Annotated in this window: 20 protein-coding genes and 1 tRNA gene; 10 read left to right on the top strand and 11 right to left on the bottom strand. The window is 29.4% G+C overall.

What is annotated here, in order from left to right:
* Nucleotides 1-6: 6 nt before the first annotated feature.
* From FBF21_RS01165 to FBF21_RS01140, 6 genes are read right to left on the bottom strand one after another with little or no spacing between them, the layout of a single operon-like run.
* Nucleotides 7-1,206, bottom strand: coding sequence for a putative transporter (locus tag FBF21_RS01165; protein ID WP_002869508.1), 1,200 nt, complete (start codon nt 1,204-1,206; stop codon nt 7-9).
* A 55-nt stretch (nt 1,207-1,261) separates the two neighbouring features.
* A complete protein-coding gene (locus FBF21_RS01160) occupies nt 1,262-2,008 on the bottom strand; it encodes an energy transducer TonB (RefSeq protein WP_002869509.1) in 747 nt (248 codons plus the stop codon).
* 1 nt (nt 2,009) lies between these two features.
* Complete coding sequence (locus tag FBF21_RS01155; RefSeq protein ID WP_002851714.1) at nt 2,010-2,420, bottom strand: biopolymer transporter ExbD; 411 nt, start codon at nt 2,418-2,420, stop codon at nt 2,010-2,012.
* On the bottom strand, nt 2,407-3,168 hold the full coding sequence (locus tag FBF21_RS01150) for a MotA/TolQ/ExbB proton channel family protein (protein WP_002846032.1): 762 nt from the start codon (nt 3,166-3,168) through the stop codon (nt 2,407-2,409). Before FBF21_RS01150 ends, FBF21_RS01155 begins: the two co-directional genes overlap by 14 nt.
* Before the next feature lie 12 nt (nt 3,169-3,180).
* A complete protein-coding gene (locus FBF21_RS01145; RefSeq protein WP_002875919.1) occupies nt 3,181-5,448 on the bottom strand; it encodes a TonB-dependent receptor in 2,268 nt (755 codons plus the stop codon).
* A complete protein-coding gene (locus tag FBF21_RS01140) occupies nt 5,445-6,296 on the bottom strand; it encodes a ChaN family lipoprotein (protein WP_002851704.1) in 852 nt (283 codons plus the stop codon). The genes FBF21_RS01145 and FBF21_RS01140 overlap by 4 nt, the downstream gene beginning before the upstream one ends.
* A 222-nt stretch (nt 6,297-6,518) precedes the next feature.
* On the opposite strand from FBF21_RS01140, the gene FBF21_RS01135 reads away from it, so the two are divergent.
* The 5 genes from FBF21_RS01135 to FBF21_RS01115 are packed head-to-tail and all read left to right on the top strand — an operon-like array spanning nt 6,519 to nt 11,400.
* On the top strand, nt 6,519-6,650 hold the full coding sequence (locus tag FBF21_RS01135; protein ID WP_079264985.1) for a hypothetical protein: 132 nt from the start codon (nt 6,519-6,521) through the stop codon (nt 6,648-6,650).
* Nucleotides 6,647-7,651 carry a Fe(3+) ABC transporter substrate-binding protein gene (locus FBF21_RS01130; protein ID WP_002854235.1) on the top strand — a complete coding sequence of 335 codons (1,005 nt, stop codon included), beginning with the start codon at nt 6,647-6,649 and terminating at the stop codon, nt 7,649-7,651. Before FBF21_RS01135 ends, FBF21_RS01130 begins: the two co-directional genes overlap by 4 nt.
* Entirely contained in the window at nt 7,651-9,267 is a 1,617-nt protein-coding gene (locus FBF21_RS01125; protein ID WP_002867833.1) for an iron ABC transporter permease, read from the top strand. The genes FBF21_RS01130 and FBF21_RS01125 overlap by 1 nt, the downstream gene beginning before the upstream one ends.
* On the top strand, nt 9,251-10,159 hold the full coding sequence (locus FBF21_RS01120; RefSeq protein ID WP_072227273.1) for an ABC transporter ATP-binding protein: 909 nt from the start codon (nt 9,251-9,253) through the stop codon (nt 10,157-10,159). Before FBF21_RS01125 ends, FBF21_RS01120 begins: the two co-directional genes overlap by 17 nt.
* A gap of 35 nt (nt 10,160-10,194) precedes the next feature.
* Entirely contained in the window at nt 10,195-11,400 is a 1,206-nt protein-coding gene (locus FBF21_RS01115; protein WP_002854443.1) for a saccharopine dehydrogenase family protein, read from the top strand.
* A 12-nt stretch (nt 11,401-11,412) separates the two neighbouring features.
* Here the strand turns inward: FBF21_RS01115 and FBF21_RS09100 are convergent, their stop codons facing one another.
* The 3 genes from FBF21_RS09100 to sodB form a co-directional block, all read right to left on the bottom strand.
* A complete protein-coding gene (locus FBF21_RS09100) occupies nt 11,413-11,775 on the bottom strand; it encodes a hypothetical protein (RefSeq protein WP_002851711.1) in 363 nt (120 codons plus the stop codon).
* Nucleotides 11,776-11,900: 125 nt separating this feature from the next.
* Nucleotides 11,901-12,104 (bottom strand): hypothetical protein, encoded by a 204-nt coding sequence (locus tag FBF21_RS09095; RefSeq protein WP_002851823.1) that lies wholly within the window; start codon nt 12,102-12,104, stop codon nt 11,901-11,903.
* A gap of 68 nt (nt 12,105-12,172) precedes the next feature.
* A complete protein-coding gene (sodB, locus tag FBF21_RS01105) occupies nt 12,173-12,835 on the bottom strand; it encodes a superoxide dismutase [Fe] (protein ID WP_002851662.1) in 663 nt (220 codons plus the stop codon).
* Between the two features lie 262 nt (nt 12,836-13,097).
* Between sodB and FBF21_RS01100 the strand changes: the two genes are divergently transcribed.
* On the top strand, nt 13,098-13,280 hold the full coding sequence (locus tag FBF21_RS01100; protein ID WP_002851904.1) for a hypothetical protein: 183 nt from the start codon (nt 13,098-13,100) through the stop codon (nt 13,278-13,280).
* A gap of 135 nt (nt 13,281-13,415) precedes the next feature.
* Here the strand turns inward: FBF21_RS01100 and FBF21_RS01095 are convergent.
* Nucleotides 13,416-13,490 (bottom strand) — tRNA-Glu (locus FBF21_RS01095).
* 147 nt (nt 13,491-13,637) lie between these two features.
* Between FBF21_RS01095 and FBF21_RS01090 the strand changes: the two genes are divergently transcribed.
* Nucleotides 13,638-14,201 carry a manganese efflux pump MntP family protein gene (locus tag FBF21_RS01090; RefSeq protein ID WP_002867928.1) on the top strand — a complete coding sequence of 188 codons (564 nt, stop codon included), beginning with the start codon at nt 13,638-13,640 and terminating at the stop codon, nt 14,199-14,201.
* On the opposite strand, the gene miaA is transcribed toward FBF21_RS01090, so the two are convergent.
* Nucleotides 14,187-15,056, bottom strand: a complete 870-nt coding sequence (gene miaA / locus FBF21_RS01085) for a tRNA (adenosine(37)-N6)-dimethylallyltransferase MiaA (protein ID WP_002851982.1) — start codon at nt 15,054-15,056, stop codon at nt 14,187-14,189. The genes FBF21_RS01090 and miaA overlap by 15 nt on opposite strands.
* A 70-nt stretch (nt 15,057-15,126) precedes the next feature.
* Here miaA and mqnP point away from each other — a divergent pair, with 70 nt between their 5' ends.
* Genes mqnP through FBF21_RS01070 form a run of 3 tightly spaced genes read left to right on the top strand, consistent with a single transcriptional unit; the run spans nt 15,127 to nt 17,011 of the window.
* The gene (gene mqnP / locus FBF21_RS01080) at nt 15,127-16,011 is read left to right on the top strand and encodes a menaquinone biosynthesis prenyltransferase MqnP (protein WP_002859371.1); all 885 of its coding nucleotides are present in this window, start codon (nt 15,127-15,129) and stop codon (nt 16,009-16,011) included.
* Nucleotides 16,002-16,499 carry a hypothetical protein gene (locus FBF21_RS01075; RefSeq protein ID WP_002851641.1) on the top strand — a complete coding sequence of 166 codons (498 nt, stop codon included), beginning with the start codon at nt 16,002-16,004 and terminating at the stop codon, nt 16,497-16,499. Before mqnP ends, FBF21_RS01075 begins: the two co-directional genes overlap by 10 nt.
* The gene (locus FBF21_RS01070) at nt 16,496-17,011 is read left to right on the top strand and encodes a hypothetical protein (RefSeq protein WP_002851715.1); all 516 of its coding nucleotides are present in this window, start codon (nt 16,496-16,498) and stop codon (nt 17,009-17,011) included. Before FBF21_RS01075 ends, FBF21_RS01070 begins: the two co-directional genes overlap by 4 nt.

Here is a 17,011-nt window from a genome sequence, read left to right as displayed (position 1 = left end):
AAAAAACTAAGACTTATAAGAAATATTTTTCTCAAATTCTTTTAAACGCTTATATATACTTCTAAGTTGAGTGATAGTTGTCCAGTTTGTGATAAAAACACTAAAAGAGCTTCGCACTTGATCAAATGCATTATTAATCTGCATTACAATACCAAGTCCTATAGCTCCAGCAAAAAGCCCTGGTGCCATGATTAAAAATGGCACTATAACTATCATTTGCTCAAATAAAATGAGCCAAATATTAAAATATCCATAATGTAAAAAAAGTCTTTTATAGTTAAATTTAAGCCCTGTAAAAAGCTCTATCATAGTCTCATTTTTAGCGTATTCTTTGCGGTTATCTTCAGCATAAACAAGCTCTTTTCTAAAAGCTGCTTCGGCTTTTTGATTGTTGTATTCAAGTCCTGGAAGTTTAATTCCTACAAACCACGATACGATTAATCCTCCTAAAGAAATCAAAAGTGCAACATAAACAAGCAAACCATCGATGTTTTTTAAAAAATAAAAGCTAGAATTCTCACTTAAATTTGCAAATAAAGCCTTGCTTACAACATCGCTTAAAGTCCATAAAATCGGTATAAAAGCTACAAGAGTCATTAAAGCTCTTATAAAACTAAGTCCTAAGCTTTCTACAATTTTAGAAAAATTATAAGTATCTTCTTGAATTCTTTGCGAACTTCCTTCTATGTTATCATCTTTATTTTTCCAAAATTTCAAATAAGAAAAAGTCATAGCTTCACGCCACTTAAAGGCGTAAACACTAGCAAAATAAATATTAATCGTTGCAATTAAAACATAAGGAATAGCAATAGCTAAAAATACTAAAATCAAAGCATAAAAATCACTCGCAGAATAGCTTTCTTTTTCAATCATAGCCCTAGAATTAAAAAAATATTCCAATAAACTTTGATAATAATAAAGTGCGCCTTTATTGATAAAATTAGCTTTTTGGAAATTTTCTTGTGCTTTTTGATTGGCCTCTTGGATTAAACTTGCATTGTTTTCAAATTTCTCTTCCGCCTTTTGCGTTGTATTAGAATCTAAAAGCTCTATTTTTGGTTTTTGTAAAACATTATAAAAATCACTATACCATGAATTGATCGCAACATTTAAGCTTGTTTGCATATATAAGAAAAATAAAAGCAAAAAAAGCCCCAAATAAGCCCATAAAGCCCATTTTTTACTTGCAAAAAACGAAGAAAACATACCACCGCCTTAATCTCAAAACGAAAATTTTAATCAATTTTATTTAATCAAGAGTTTATTTTTTACCTAAATAGTCTTTAATATTGTAATCAATAGGCATAACAAAACTAATTTTTTCACCATCTTTCAACATTTCTTTAGGCGGTTTTGGCAATGGAGAAGCTCTTTTAAATAAACTTAAAACTTCATCATTGAGCGCTGCATAAGGACAAGATTTTTTAAGCTCTTTGCTTAAGACATTTCCGCTTTCATCAATGCTTACGCGAATTCTTACAACGCCTTCTTGTTTTTGCATTATCGCTTCTTGAGGATATTTTTTAAATTTAGTCAAATGAGCCATAAGCAAAGCTTGATAGCTTTTAACTTGTTCTTTGGCATTGCCACTTACTATAGTTTGTGTTTTATCTTCATTACTTTGTAGCGGAGCACTGAACGATTCATTTTTAAATTTTGAATTTTCACTTGCATTAGCTACTTCTTTTTGAGCTTGGTTTTCATCTTGCTTTTCAATCTTTTTTTGAACTTTTAATACAGCATTTTTATCTTGAGAATTAAGACTTATTCTTTCGTCTTGTTTTTTGTTTTTATCTTGAGAATTACTCTTTTTTTGATCGATCGAAACTTCTTTTAATTCCCCGATAGGAAGCTCTGATACCATCATAATGGAAGTAAATTCTAATCCTTGTTTAAAATCAACACCACTTGATTTTTCTTGAGTATAAAAAGAAAAAAGGAAAAACATTAATACTAAAGCATGTAATATCAAACTTAACACAAACCCAAAAATCACACTAGACTTCATACTAATCCATCTTTTTACTTGAAAGAGCTATTTTTCCATAGCCATTCTCTTTTAATTTTTGCATTACTTGCATAATATCTTCATACTTTACACTTTTATCGATATGAAAATAAATAATTTCTTCTTTATTGCCTTTGGTTTTTATATCTAAAGCACTTGAAAGATTTTCTAGGCTTAATTTATCATCATTAATAGCCAAAGTATTATCAGTATTTAAATAAAGTATGATGGGATTTTTAAGCTTATCCTCTGCTTGCTGCGAACTCTTGGGTAATTCTATTTTGATAGAACTTGTGATAAGAGGAGTAACAGCCATAAAAACAATCAATAATACAAGCATAATATCTATAAAAGGAGTTATATTGATCTCACTTAACTCCTCTTCTTTGTGAGCCATTTCAGTTTTTATCATTAAAATAACTCCTATGAAAAAGTATATAGACAAAATTTGCAAGCTCATCTAAATGGTGCATAAGTTTTAAATTTTTTCTTGTAAGATAATTATAAAAAAGCACCGCAGGGATAGCAGCTATCAAGCCAAAAGCTGTAGCAAACAAGGCTTCAGCTATACCAGGCGCAACGACTGCCAAAGAAGCATTGCCAAGATTTGCTATACCTATAAATGCATTCATAATTCCCCAAACTGTTCCAAAAAGCCCTATAAAAGGTGCGCTAGCACCTATACTCGCAAGCAAGCTCAAGCCATTTTTGCTTGCTGTGATTTGCTTTGAGATGGTATTTTGCAAACGCAATTCTATACGCTCTTTTATGTGATCATTTTTATATTCACTTTTTTCAAGCTCATCTTGAATTTCTAAAGATAAAACACCTGCAAAATCCTTTGTCTGATCTAATTCATTGAGATTTTTTAATTCTTTTATCTTGTGTATAGAGAAGTCTAAATTTTTCTTCATAAAATAAAATTGCATAAGCTTAGAAATAAAAACCGCCCATGCTAAAACAGAAAATAAAACCAATATATAAATAACACCTTTTACCACCTCATCAGCGTTTTGATAAAGACTAGAAAGAGAAAGCTCTATTTTTGGTACTTCGGCTTCTATTTTAGGAGAATCAAAAGATAAATTTGTATCTGTTACATTCACTTCAGCATTTAAATTTAACAATAAAAAACAAAATAAAAATATTTTTTTTAGCATTTATATATTTCCTTAATATTTATATTCAAAACTTACTATAAAGGTGCGACCGCGAGCAGAATTGCTAAAAAGATAGATAGGATCACCTGCTCCATTATATTGAAGCTGATTATCTAAGGAATTATAAGCATTTAAGGCATCCATGTAGTTTTTATCAAATAAATTTTGCACCTCTGCTCTCATTGTGAGGTTTTTAAACCATTCTATATTCCAATATAAATCTACTATAATAGGAATTTTTGGTAAGTCTTGTGTGGTTGGTTTAGGATAATAAGGATTGTTTGGATCCTTATTCCAATCATCTGTATTTGGATTTACCCTTTTTGCTTTGCCTGTGTATTTTGCTATACCACCAAAGCTTATTTTGTCATTTAGCCTAAAGCCAAGCTCTACATTTGCATAATCTTTTGGAAGCTCCATGATTTTACTTGCCGAAAAAGAGCCAAGAAGAGGTCCTGAAGTTTGAGAAATAGTCGAACTTGTATCTTGTCTTGAATACATAGCTTTAGCATAAGCAAAACCCAAGTCATAGCTTAATTCTAACTCCACACCCTTAAATATAGTATCATCAGCTGAATTTAAGTGCATATAAAATTGCGAGCTTGGAGGAATTTTACTTGGATCTTCAAGATAAAATTGTTCATTATAAATATAATCTTTTATTTTTGTATGATAATACACGGCTTTAAAACCAAAGCGATCATCATCTTTTAAAAGTCCATGTTTAAAAGAATTAAAACCTATTTGCCAAGTATTGGCTTGTTCTGGTTTTAAGAAAGGATTGATACCATTGCCTTCGTTATTTGAGAAAAACATTTCTTGCACATTAGGGGCTCTATTTGTTCTCGCAAAACTTACAAAGGGTGTAAAAAGCTCGTGTATGGCAGCTGAAAGCATGACAGAAGCATTCAAGCGAAGTCCATTTTTATCTATATCTGTCGCCGCTTTTGGAAAACACATAAAATTTACTTCATCGCAAGCAGGTCTGTGTCCTTTGATATTCCAATCTAAAAGATTCACATTAGTATCAAGTGTAAAGATACCATAATTTAGACTATTATCAAGATAATAAGTAAAAAGATTTTGTTTTCCACGAGGCTGAAAAGGTATAGAATTTACTCCTTGAATTGATGTATTTAAGGTATTTTTATAATCATTAAGCAAAATATTTGCTCCAAAGCGTGTGTTTAGATTAAATCCATGCCATTCACCCTCTAAAGTATCACTTATATCAAAAGTAGTGGCAGTATTTTTTGCCTTTGTGTTAGCTATGGCATCGTTTGCCGCAAAAGTAGATTTTGATCCATAGGTTTGTATGCCTTGATTGTAGGCAATAAGCGTATTTACATTAAGCCACTCATTAGGGTTGTGCCAAAAATCAAGTTGATAATTGTCATTGTGTATTTTTCTACCGGCAAGTTCGTTTTGATATCTACGATAAGAAAATATAGTGTTTGTAAAAGAATTTGGGACATATTCGAGTTTAAAAAGTTGAGAGTTTGGTTTTTGGGTTAAAAAATCTGGATCAAAAGGAGCGATATTGGTATCAGCTATACCATCTCCATCAGTATCAACCATACTACTACCTATCTTGCCACCCCCGCCTACAGTGTAATTTTGAGTAATTCTCTTTGCGCTATAACCAAAAAGCGCGCCCACATATCCATTATTTTCAAGTTCAGTCTTTCCAGCCACTGCACTCATATAACTTGGTCCGATTCCATTGCTTCCATAAGAAAATCGTCCTAAAAATCCAAAGATATTGCCATCATGTACAATATCATTTATACCTATGGTCTTAAAATTTGCTGATCCCATCAAGGCATTTGCTCCACCTACTCCTTCAAAAGTTCCCCTTGTAACATCAACTCCGATTAAGAAATTTGTATCAATAACAGCTCCAAAAGCTGAAGTTCCCGTTTGTGAATGAAATCTAGCTGGATCATCTGATGCACTACCATAAAAAGTTTGAGTAACACCGTCAATCATGGTATTAACACGCCCAAAACCACTCATACCACGAATATTTACTTGAACTGTACCTTGAGCTTGATCTGTGTTTGTGTAGGTTCCAGGTATACTACGCACTATAGAATCTATACTTTGCGTATCTGAACCTATACCCTCTCTTGTGCTTGTTGCTCCAGGAGTTACAAAAGGTTTTTCATCGTTTTTGATTTTTGAACCTGAAATTTCAAGACTATCAAATTCTAATTCTTCAGAAAAAGCAAAACTAGCAAAACATAAACCTACAGCACAAAATAAACTTAATTTTTTCATTCCTCCCCCTTATAAATCAAAACATAATCACTGTCTTTTAAATCTATTTCTCCATAGCTTAAATTCACTACAACTATTTTTTTACTGCTTTTAAAATCTTGTATATGTAAAGGAATTCCTATTTTTTTACTTGTATGATAGCTTCCAGCTAGCAATAAAACTTTATTTACATGATGAACCAATACATCAGCCATACGCCTGTCTTTGAATTGTTGAATTTCCACCAATTTATCTAGTAATTCTTTATTTTCTTCAGGATTTAGCTTATGGCTTAAGGATATAATGTCAAAAAGTTGTTTTTTTACTTCATTTGTGGTTGAAACATAACCCTTTAAGGGCTGAGCCCCATTATAAATACTTGTAATTTCTGAGCGTGAAAGATTTGCACCTAATATTTTTGACTTTGAATAAAAAACCACATTGACAAATTGCTCATAATCTTTCCATTTCCAGACCTTATCCCAATTTAATGCATTAGTAAGTTCATTGGCTTTAATGGTTTTTTTATTTTTAAAAGCTTTATCTAAGTGATTTTGCTCTGTGCTTGCTAACATTTCTAAAGCTACATCAAAGTTTATATTTTGAGAACTTAAATTTCCTTCTAAGGCATTAAAAATCATAACTTGACTTATCTTATGTTTAACCTCATCGTGTTTTTCGCCAAGCAGTATCACATCTGCTTTTAGCAATTCTAAAATCATATCTTCAAAAGAAATCTTTTTTTGAGTATGCGTATCAAGTATATAAAAATCTTTATTTTCTTGAAGTGGAGATGATTTTTGCAAAACAGCACAAGCGCTCAACATAAAGCTTATAAATAGAATGCTTAAAATAGTATAAAATTTCATTATTATTGTTACTTTCTTAGTGGTTTATTTTTGATATTGAATATTAATATTTTATATATAAAAATACTATTAAATATTTATATTAAAATTTAATTATTTATAATTATTATCAAAATTTATTATAATAAAATGAAAATATTTATCAGTTATAAAATTATTAAGTTACTTTATATTTACTTTTTAATATTAATATTTCTTATCAAAATATATAAAAAGGAATTAATGCCTATGAAAAAAATAATTTTATTTTTACTATGCGTTGGCTTTGCTTTTGCTTGCTCTGAACATTCTCATACCGATTTTAAAGATCTTAATAAAACCGAGTATAATTCTCAATTAAAGGATAAAATATGAAAAAAATCTTCTTTATGTTTTTAACGGCTGTTTCATTTTTAGGTGCTAGTGAGCTTAATATTTACTCAGCAAGACATTATAATGCTGATTTTGAAATCATAAAAAAATTCGAAGAAAAAACAGGTATTAAGGTCAATCATACTCAAGCTAAAGCTTCAGAACTTATTAAAAGACTTTCTCTTGAAGGAAGTAATTCTCCTGCTGATATTTTCATCACAGCTGATATTTCAAATCTTACAGAAGCTAAAAATTTAGGACTTTTATCCCCTGTTTCATCAAAATATTTAGAAGAATTTATACCTGCTCATTTAAGAGATAAGGATAAAGAATGGTTTGCGATTACAAAAAGAGCAAGAATTATTGCTTACAACAAAAACGCAAATATCGATATTAGCAAAATGAAAAATTATGAAGATTTAGCAAAAGCTGAATTTAAAGGAGAAATTGTTATGAGAAGTGCTACAGCTCCTTATAGTAAAACTCTTTTAGCATCTATTATAGCTAATGACGGAAATAAAGAGGCTAAAGCATGGGCTAAAGGTGTGCTTGAAAATCTTGCGACAAATCCAAAGGGTGGAGATAGAGATCAAGCTAGACAAGTATTTGCAGGCGAAGCTAAATTTGCAGTTATGAATACTTATTATATAGGGCTTTTAAAGAATTCTAAAAATCCAAAAGATGTAGAAGTGGGGAATTCTTTGGGTATTATTTTTCCTAATCAAGACAATAGAGGAACGCATATTAACATTAGCGGTATTGCTATGACAAAATCAAGTAAAAATCAAGATGCGGCTAAAAAATTTATGGAATTTATGTTAAGTCCTGAAATTCAAAAAATTCTTACTGATAGTAATTATGAATTTCCTATAAGAAATGATGTAGAATTAAGCCAAACTGTAAAAGATTTTGGAACTTTCAAAGAAGATCAAATCCCTGTGAGTAAGATAGCAGAAAATATTAAAGAAGCTGTTAAAATTTACGATGAAGTCGGTTTTAGATAATGTATAAAACCCTACAATACTATAAACTCGGGGCAATTTTACTTGCCCTTTTTCTTGCTTTGCCTATTTTTGGTATTTTTGCTGAACTTTTTTATATTTTATTTCAAAATTTTAATACAAGTAATTTAACCCAATTTTCATCTATTAAAGAAAATTTGAGTCATTTTTTTGATTATTTATTTTTAAAATTCATCAAAGATACTTTTATAATTAGCGTGGGAGTATTGTGTTTAAGCTTGATTTTGGGTGTAAGTTCTGCTTATTTGATCGCAAATTATGATTTTTATTTCTGTAAAATTTTAGAAAAATTACTCATTTTACCCTTGGCCATACCTGCTTATATTTTAGCCTTTGTTTATGTTGGAATTATGGATTTTCAAGGATTTTTTCATGAAAATTTTGGCTTTAGGATGGATTTTTTCAATCATTATGGTGTTATTTTTGTTTTGGCTATTTCTTTATATCCTTATATTTATTTATTTGCTAAAACAGCTTTTAAAAGTGAAGCCAAAGAGGCTTATGAAGTAGCTAAAATCATGAAATATTCTGAATTTAGAATTTTTACACGCGTGGCACTTTTGAGCGCAAGGCCTGCCATTTTTTCTGGAGCTTTATTGGTTTTAATGGAAACTTTAAGTGATTATGGCGCAAGTGCTTATTTGGGAGTGGATACTTTTTCGGCTGGAATTTTTAAACTCTGGTATGATTTGAATGATTCTTATTCTTCTAGTGTTTTATCGGGTATTTTAATGCTTTTTGTATTTTTGATTATGTATGTGGATTATTATTATAAAAATAAACATCATTATAGTTTTAATCAAAATTTAGCTCTTTTTATCAAAAAAAGAAAATTAAATCCTATTAAACAAATTCTATCCTGTATTTATTGTTTTATGATTGCTTTTGTAGGTTTTATTTTACCTTTTATTTGGCTAGTTTATTGGGGGCTAAAAGATCATAAGCTTTTTGAATCGCAATTTTATATTATCAGTTTTCAAACTATAATCTTAGCTTTAATCACTGCTTTAATTACCACTTTTTTAGCTTATTTTTTGATGTTTAGCTCTAGGATAGTTAAAAATCATTTTTTTAATTTATTTATTTTAAAAATAAGTTCTTTGGGTTATTCTATACCTGCTGCTGCTTTAGGGATTAGCATTATAGTGCTTTTTGTATTTTTGGATAAATTTTTTCACATGAGTTTATTGGGAAATTCTTTACTTGTTCTTGTTTTTGCTTATATAATTCGTTTTTTAGCGAGTGCAATTTATTCTTTAGAAGGAGGATATAGTAAAATTCATCTAAATATTGATGAGGCAAGTTTAAATTTAAGAGCGAGTTATTTTATTTTATTTTTTAAAATTCACACACCTTTAATGAAACATTTTTTATTTTTGGCTTTTATTATTGTTTTTATTGATACGATTAAAGAACTTCCTTTAAGTAGAATTTTAGCGCCTTTTGGCTTTGAAACTTTAAGTGTTAAAGCTTTCTGGTTTGCAAGTGATGAAAGAATTTATGATGCAGCTTTGCCTTCCTTGTTTATCGTTTTTCTTTCTTTAATGGTTGTTGTTTGGATGGATAAAATCACAAGGAAAGATGATGTTAGAAATTAAAAATTTATCTAAAAATTTTGAAAAAATACAAGCTTTAGAAAATATCAATCTTCATGTCAAAGAAGGAGAATTTTTAAGCATTTTAGGAGGTAGTGGAAGTGGAAAAAGCACGCTTTTAAGGATTATTGCTAAGCTTGAACAAGCTAGTTCTTATGATTTGTTTTCTTGCAAAGGTGAAGTGGCTTTGATGTTTCAAAATTATGCTTTATTTCCTCATTTAAATGTTGAGAAAAACATACTTTTTGCACTTTACGATAAAAAAGATAAAAATCAAATTTTAAATCATTTGCTTAAAACTTTTGAAATTGAAGATTTAAGATATAAAAAAATCGATGAAATTTCAGGAGGGCAAGCGCAAAGAGTGGCTTTTGCTAGAGCTATAGCAAGAGGATGTCAGCTTTTGCTTTTAGATGAACCTTTTTCTAATTTGGATCAAAATTTAAAACAGGATTTAAGAAGAGAATTGAAAAAAATGATAGAAAATCAAGGCATTACGGCTATTATGGTAACTCATGATATTGAAGATGCTTATTGTATGTCTGATCAAATCGCTTTTTTAGAAAAAGGAAAAATTTTAGCTCATGCAAATCCTAAAGAGCTTTATTTTAAGCCCGATTTTAAAAGTGCGCAAATTTTACCTGATTTAAATATCATAGAAGAAAAACTTGATTTAGAAGATGAATTTTTTGCTTGGATAGCTTCAAAAAATTATATTTTTGGTTATGCAGAACTTAAAATAGGAAATCGCTTTGAGGCTAAAATTTTACAAAAAGAATTTTTAGGGGCTTTTTATAGACTTAAGTTAAGATATAAAAATATAGAATTTTTTATGTTATTAAGCTCAAATTATAACTTAGAAGAAAAAATAAATTTTGATATTATCAATTTTTAGTTAAAATTCCTAAAAATCTTTTAAGGACAAATTTCATGAAAAATCTTTTAATCATAGGCGCAGGTGGAGTAAGTCGTGTGGCTACTGTAAAATGCGCAATGAATTCTGATACTTTTAGCAAAATCACTTTAGCTAGTAGAACAAAAAGCAAATGTGATGAAATCGCTACTTTTATCAAAGAGCGTTTAGGGGTTCAAATTGAAACAGCGCAAATTGATGCTGATGATAGCAATGCGGTTGTAGAACTTATCAAGAAAACAGGAGCGCAAATTTTACTCAATGTTGCTTTGCCTTATCAAGATTTGAGTTTAATGGATGCTTGTATAAAAGCAGGGATTGATTATATAGATACGGCAAATTATGAACATCCTGATTTAGCTAAATTTGAATACAAAGAGCAATGGGCGAGAAATGATAAGTTTAAACAAGCAGGAATTTTAGGACTTTTAGGAAGTGGATTTGATCCTGGTGTAACTAATGTTTTTTGTGCTTATGCACAGCAAAATTTATTTGATGAAATTTCTTATATAGATATTTTAGATTGCAATGCAGGTGATCATGGCTATGCTTTTGCGACGAATTTTAACCCTGAAATCAATCTGCGTGAGGTTTCTGCTAAAGGGCGTTATTGGGAAAATGGCAAGTGGATAGAAACGCAGCCTATGGAAATAAAAATGGAGTGGGATTATCCAGAAGTAGGAGTGAAAGATAGCTATTTGCTTTATCATGAAGAACTTGAAAGCTTGGTAAAAAATATCAAAGGTTTAAAAAGAATACGCTTTTTTATGACTTTTGGACAAAGTTATTTAACTCACATGAAATGTCTTGAAAATGTTGGAATGCTAGGGATTAAACCTGTGATACACCAAGGTAAAGAAATCATTCCTATAGAATTTTTAAAAACCTTGCTTCCTGATCCTGCAAGTTTAGGACCACGCACTAAAGGTTATACCAATATAGGTTGTGTGATTCGTGGTAAAAAAGATGGAAAAGACAAACAAGTTTATATTTATAATGTTTGCAATCATGAAGAATGTTACAAAGAAACTGGCGCGCAAGCTGTGAGCTATACTACAGGTGTTCCTGCTATGATAGGTACGAAATTAATCGCTAAAGGAATTTGGCAAGGAAAAGGCGTGTTTAATATGGAAGAATTTGACGCTAAGCCTTTTATGGAAGAGCTGAATTCTCAAGGACTTCCTTGGAAGATTATCGAAATGACTCCAAGCTTAGGAGAGTAAGTGCTAGAGCACTTACTTTTGTCCTATATAAATAAAGTGCTCCACACTGCCTTCAAAATTATACAGATTAATTAATTCATAATCTCCCCAAAATAAAGGTTTAAAAGGTTTAAAATCTTCTTTTAATTCTTCTATGTCTTTAGTAAAGCGTATATATGAAGAACCACTCAATCTACCACTTGGACATCCTTTTACTTCACGCAAGCTATTATCCATAAGTTCTCCTCTTTCATACATACTATAGCCTTTATCGCTCATCATGGTTGCAAATATAATAGCTCCTTCATTGCATAGTTCATAAAATTCTTGCACAGCTTCTTTAAAAGCTTGTTTTGTAAGATAATATAAGCTTTGATTTGCAAATATAAAATCCATTTTTGTATTGAAGAGTTTTTTAAAGCTAGAATTAGGAGATATGATGTGAAAATTTTTAGAATCTAAGCAAGGATCTTTTTCCCAAACTTTTTTTAAACTAGGAACTATATCAATGCCATAAGGCTCTATACCCCCCCCCCGGTTATATTTTTAAAATACTTAGAATGCACTCCATTTCCACAACCAAAATCAAGTAATTTTCCACTTGTTTTGCTTAGTTTGTATTTTAAGATTCTCTCGTAAAATCTTATAACATGACCATCAGGATATTGAAGTCCATAACCTTCTTTGTCATATTTTTGAGTATATGCAGATAAAGAATTATCCATTTTTGCCCCTTTTTGTGTAGAATGTTGACTTAATGTCAAAATCCATTCTAGCACAAAAAGGATTAAAGTTATTTTACAGGGTGAAGTTCATTTGCATAAAAGCTAACTGATCCCATGCCTTCTTTTAAAGCCCATTCGTAAGCTTTTGCAACAAATTCCCAGTTAATATGAGCATAGAATTTTTCTAAATAAGCAGGGCGTGCATTACGATGATCTACATAATAAGCATGTTCCCAAACATCTACAACAAGTAAAGGAACTTTATCTTCAGTAATTGGTGTAGCTGCGTTTGAAGTACCTACAAATTCTAGTTTTTGATTTTTAGTATTATAAACTAACCAAAACCATCCTGAACCAAAAACTCCTGTAGCGCCTTTGATAAATTCAGCTTTGAAATTTTCTAAAGATCCAAATTCTTTTTCTAGTGCCGCTTGTAAATTAGCATCTATACTTTGACATGAACCGCCACAGCCACAGCCTGTACTTGGCTTAATGCAATCAAAATAAAAATCATGATTATAAACTTGAGCTGCGTTATTAAATACGCCCCCATTTGAAGTTTTGATAATACTTACAAGATCTTTACCTGCAAATTCAGTATCTTTAATAAGATTATTTAGATTTGTAACATAAGTATTGTGATGTTTTCCATGATGATAGCTAAAAGTTTCAGCACTCAAAAAATCACCAAAAGCATTGGTATCATAAGGTAATTTTCTTAATTCAAACATAATTTCTCCTTTATTTTTAGTTTGATATTGAAAATATTACCATAATAATATTAAAAAGAGTAAAAATATCTTAAAAGCTTAGTGGGTAAAATTTCTATTTATTTAACCTAAAATAAGATACATTTATAATATATTTTAATAATAATTTAAATATATATAAAAATTATATTTTTTTGAAATATTTTTACAAAAAATATCTATTTGTTGATTTTTAATAATTACAATTAATTTGCAACTAAAAATTATTCATAAGGAGGAAAATATGAAAAAAGTTGTACTAATCTCAGCATTACTAGGTGCTTTCGCAGCTAATGTTTTTGCAGCTAATACTCCAAGCGATGTGAATCAAACACATACAAAAGCTCATCATTCAAAAGCTAAAGCTGATAAAAAACATGAAGCTAAAACTCACAAAAAAACAAAAGAGCAAACACCAGCTCAATAATGCCCAGCCTTGATATAAGTCTATAATAGACTTATATCAAAAGCTATTCGTATTCTACAAAATAAATTATTAATATTTATTAAATTTCAATAGAAAAAATGAAAAAATTGTTATTTTAAAAGAAAAATTAAAAAGTGGTGACCCATACGAGACTCGAACTCGTGTTACCGCCGTGAAAGGGCGATGTCCTAACCGCTAGACGAATGGGCCACTTTTAAGGAGTAAAAAATAAAAATGAAATTGAATTATATATATTTATTTCTTAAAATTTAATTAAATATATCAAAATTATGTGATTTTTATCTTTGTTTAATTATAATTTCATCTTCAATTTTTTATAAAATTTTAGGATTTATTATGGATTTTTATAGTCTTATTTTTTTATCCTGTGCTTTAGGAATGGATGCTTTTGCTGTATCACTATGCAAAGGTTTTAGTGTTAAAAAACTACATTTAAAACATTATCTTATTGTTGGAATTTATTTTGGTGGATTTCAAGCTTTGATGCCAACTATTGGTTATTTTATAGGCATAACTTTTGCATCTTTTATTGCGAGTATTGATCATTGGATAGCTTTTATTTTACTTTCTTTAATAGGATTAAAAATGATCAAAGAGTCATTGGAAAATGAAAATTGCGATAGTAATGCCAATCAATTTGGCTTTAAAACCATGCTAGCTTTAGCAATTGCTACGAGTATCGATGCACTAGCAGTTGGTGTGAGTTTTGCATTTTTAAATATAAATTTATTATTAGCTATATTTTTAATAGGTATTATCACCTTCATTTTATGTATCATTGCTCTAAAAATAGGGAATAAATTTGGAATTTATCTTAAAAATAAAGCTGAACTTTTAGGCGGATTGGTTTTAATTATACTAGGAGTAAAAATTCTAATAGAACATTTATTTTTCGATTGAAAATTTCATTCTTAAAGTAGCTAAAGCTTTATCAAATTCCAAGGCTTTACTTTGAAATTTTTTATTAAAAGTTCTTTGTCTTTTGGCAAGTTGTGTAGTATGTATCGTGATTAAATTTTCAAGCTCTTTAAAGGAAATTTCTCCATCTAAATATTCTTTACACTCTTTCAAACCTATAGAATTTAATGCTTTAAGTTTATGATCAAATTTAGAAAAAAGAATTTTTGCTTCATCTAAAAGTCCATTATCAAGCATTTCTTTTGTTCTAGTTTTAATACGTTTTTTTAAAATTTCTTTATCCCACGCAAGCTCATAAATTTCTATATCTTTAAGCACCCCAGTTTTTTGTGTTCTTTTTAAAAATTCACTAGGAATTTCTCTTGTTTGTTCATAAATACCCAGCCATTTTTTTAATCTATAAGTATCATTTTTTTCTATTTTATAGTTTGGATCAATATTTAATAAAAGAGCATAAATTTCATCGTTATTTAAAGAACTCTTTGACTCTAAGGTTTTTTCACTTAAACCATCTATCATAGTTTTTAAATAAAATCCAGTTCCACCTACTATAATTAGAGGTAAATTTCTAGCTAAAGCAAATTCTTTTGCTTTTTGATATTCTCTTATGAATAACTCAACATTAAAATGTTCATTCACACTCAATAAATTTACCCCAAAGTATTTTATACTCGCAAGATCATCTTGTGAAGGCTTGGCACTTGCTATATTAATCTCTTTATAAACACAAAGACTATCAAGACTTAAAACAACAGCATTAAATTCTCTTGCTAAAGTATTGGCTATGTATGTTTTTCCACTCGCGGTTGTTCCTATTAATGCTATTTCAAAAAACATTTTAATATTTATCCTAAAATTTATAAAAATTTTAGTAAAATCATAGCAAAAAATATTTTAAAGTAGAAAAATGAACACATTCTGGATAAAATTTAAAGATATTTTAGAACTTGTAGTATTTAAGCATTCTATTTTTGCTTTGCCTTTTTTATTTTCCTCTATGATTGTAGCATCAAAACTTGCAAATGACACTGCTTGGTTTGGTTTTAAGGCGTTGATTTTAGGCATTATTTGTGCGGTAAGTGCAAGAAATTTTGCCATGGCTACAAATCGTTTAATGGATGAAGATATAGATAAGGATAATCCTCGTTGTGCAAATCGCCCTAATGTCAGTGGAAAAATAGGTAGAAAAAGCGTATGGATTTTTATCATTATTAATGCACTTATTTTTATATCATGTTCTTATTTTATTAATACTTTGGCCTTTTATTTGTCTTTTCCTGTGCTTTTGGTATTGGCTATTTATTCAGCTTTTAAGCGCTTTAGTTCTTTAGCACATTTAGTTTTAGGATTTTGTTTAGGACTTGCGCCTATTGCAGGAAGTGTTATAATTATGGGTGAAATTCACATTTATAGCGTTATTTTATGTTTAGGTGTAACTTTTTGGACAGCTGGGTTTGATCTGCTTTATTCTTTACAAGATATGGAGTATGATAAAAAAATAGGACTTCACTCTATTCCTGCTAAATTTGGTTCAAAGGCTACTTTATTTATATCAGCTTTTTGCCATATTTTAGCGGTATTATTTTGGCTTCTTTTTGTGTGGGAAGTTTGGGGTGTAGCACTTGGAAAAATAGCACTTATTGGGGTAATTATAAGCGGTATTATTTTAGCCTTGGAACATAAAATTGTTCACAAGAATTTTGCTCATATTGATAGAGCATTTTTTACTCTAAATGGTTATTTAAGTATTATCTTTTTTATTTTTATTTGGATTGATTTATTATGGAATTAGCACTTTTTAAAGCAGGATTTGAAGCTCATTTAGAATGTTGTGAAATAGAAAATAACCGTTTTCTTGGAGAATACCTAAAACTTGGAGCAATTTCTCAAATTTTAAAATGGAAAAAACTTGCTTTACGCATTGATTTTGACGAGGGTGAAAAAATTATTTTTGATCTTCTTTTAAGTCTAAAAGAAGATATTTTAAGGCTTGAAAATTCTTTAGATAAAAATAAAGAACTTATACCACTTAAGCAAAAAGGGGTAATAGAATCTTTAAATTTTGAGTATCTAAATTTTTTGGATACTATTTTAGAAGAAGATAAAGAATATTATTTAAGATTTGATTTAAATAATCAAAAAATAGCTATTTTTATCAAAGCTCAAAGTCAAACATTGGCAAAAATTATCAAAATTAAGCCTGAAGACAAAATGGCTTTTGATGCTTTTGTTGTTGAAATCCAAAGAAATATGATAAGAAATAAGAAAGGCCAAGAATGAGTGATGATGTACTTTATTTAGTTTTTATAATTGTGCTTTTAATTGCAATGCTAGCCTACATGAATATCAAAGAAAGAGAAAATAATGCAAAAATAGCAAAACTTCAAAATGTGATAGAAGATATTACCAAAGAACTTCATTATTTTCGTAAAGAATTAGGAGTTAAAGATGATAGCGAAGAGGATGAAGACTATAAAACCTCTCTTTTAAAAGAAGAAATTATGATTGAACTTGATAAACAAATCAGTTCAAAAATCACTCCTGTTTTAAGAACACTAAAAACTATGGAACATATCATAGAAGATTTTCAAAATGAACAACAAAATCGTCTTTTAAATTTGGAACAAAAAGCACAAAGCATGGCTAAACTTACACCAAATTACGATACAGAAGAACAAAAAATAGAAAATCTTTTCAAAGAAGGAAAAAGCATAGAACAAATCGCTAAAGATTTACGCATTGGCACTGGAAATGTAGAACTTGTCTTAAAATTTAAGAAATTAATAAAATAG

The sequence above is a fragment of the Campylobacter sp. CFSAN093238 genome, from assembly GCF_012898015.1.
GTDB classification, from domain to species: Bacteria; Campylobacterota; Campylobacteria; order Campylobacterales; family Campylobacteraceae; genus Campylobacter_D; species Campylobacter_D jejuni.
Note: the sequence above shows the minus strand (reverse complement) of the source record. Positions and strands in the feature narration are given on the sequence as shown.

Bases quoted from the DNA above. Each gene is read 5' to 3' on its own strand.
- miaA (WP_002851982.1), bottom strand. From the start codon at position 15,056: ATGTTTTTTGAAATAGCATTAATAGGAACAACCGCGAGTGGAAAAACA.
- FBF21_RS01165 (WP_002869508.1), bottom strand. From the start codon at position 1,206: ATGTTTTCTTCGTTTTTTGCAAGTAAAAAATGGGCTTTATGGGCTTAT.
- FBF21_RS01160 (WP_002869509.1), bottom strand. From the start codon at position 2,008: ATGAAGTCTAGTGTGATTTTTGGGTTTGTGTTAAGTTTGATATTACAT.
- FBF21_RS01155 (WP_002851714.1), bottom strand. From the start codon at position 2,420: ATGATAAAAACTGAAATGGCTCACAAAGAAGAGGAGTTAAGTGAGATC.
- FBF21_RS09100 (WP_002851711.1), bottom strand. From the start codon at position 11,775: ATGGATTTTATATTTGCAAATCAAAGCTTATATTATCTTACAAAACAA.
- FBF21_RS01120 (WP_072227273.1), top strand. From the start codon at position 9,251: ATGATGTTAGAAATTAAAAATTTATCTAAAAATTTTGAAAAAATACAA.
- FBF21_RS01115 (WP_002854443.1), top strand. From the start codon at position 10,195: ATGAAAAATCTTTTAATCATAGGCGCAGGTGGAGTAAGTCGTGTGGCT.
- FBF21_RS09095 (WP_002851823.1), bottom strand. From the start codon at position 12,104: ATGGATAATTCTTTATCTGCATATACTCAAAAATATGACAAAGAAGGT.
- FBF21_RS01125 (WP_002867833.1), top strand. From the start codon at position 7,651: ATGTATAAAACCCTACAATACTATAAACTCGGGGCAATTTTACTTGCC.
- mqnP (WP_002859371.1), top strand. From the start codon at position 15,127: ATGAACACATTCTGGATAAAATTTAAAGATATTTTAGAACTTGTAGTA.
- FBF21_RS01130 (WP_002854235.1), top strand. From the start codon at position 6,647: ATGAAAAAAATCTTCTTTATGTTTTTAACGGCTGTTTCATTTTTAGGT.
- FBF21_RS01145 (WP_002875919.1), bottom strand. From the start codon at position 5,448: ATGAAAAAATTAAGTTTATTTTGTGCTGTAGGTTTATGTTTTGCTAGT.
- sodB (WP_002851662.1), bottom strand. From the start codon at position 12,835: ATGTTTGAATTAAGAAAATTACCTTATGATACCAATGCTTTTGGTGAT.
- FBF21_RS01150 (WP_002846032.1), bottom strand. From the start codon at position 3,168: ATGCTAAAAAAAATATTTTTATTTTGTTTTTTATTGTTAAATTTAAAT.
- FBF21_RS01090 (WP_002867928.1), top strand. From the start codon at position 13,638: ATGGATTTTTATAGTCTTATTTTTTTATCCTGTGCTTTAGGAATGGAT.
- FBF21_RS01135 (WP_079264985.1), top strand. From the start codon at position 6,519: ATGCCTATGAAAAAAATAATTTTATTTTTACTATGCGTTGGCTTTGCT.
- FBF21_RS01075 (WP_002851641.1), top strand. From the start codon at position 16,002: ATGGAATTAGCACTTTTTAAAGCAGGATTTGAAGCTCATTTAGAATGT.
- FBF21_RS01140 (WP_002851704.1), bottom strand. From the start codon at position 6,296: ATGAAATTTTATACTATTTTAAGCATTCTATTTATAAGCTTTATGTTG.
- FBF21_RS01100 (WP_002851904.1), top strand. From the start codon at position 13,098: ATGAAAAAAGTTGTACTAATCTCAGCATTACTAGGTGCTTTCGCAGCT.
- FBF21_RS01070 (WP_002851715.1), top strand. From the start codon at position 16,496: ATGAGTGATGATGTACTTTATTTAGTTTTTATAATTGTGCTTTTAATT.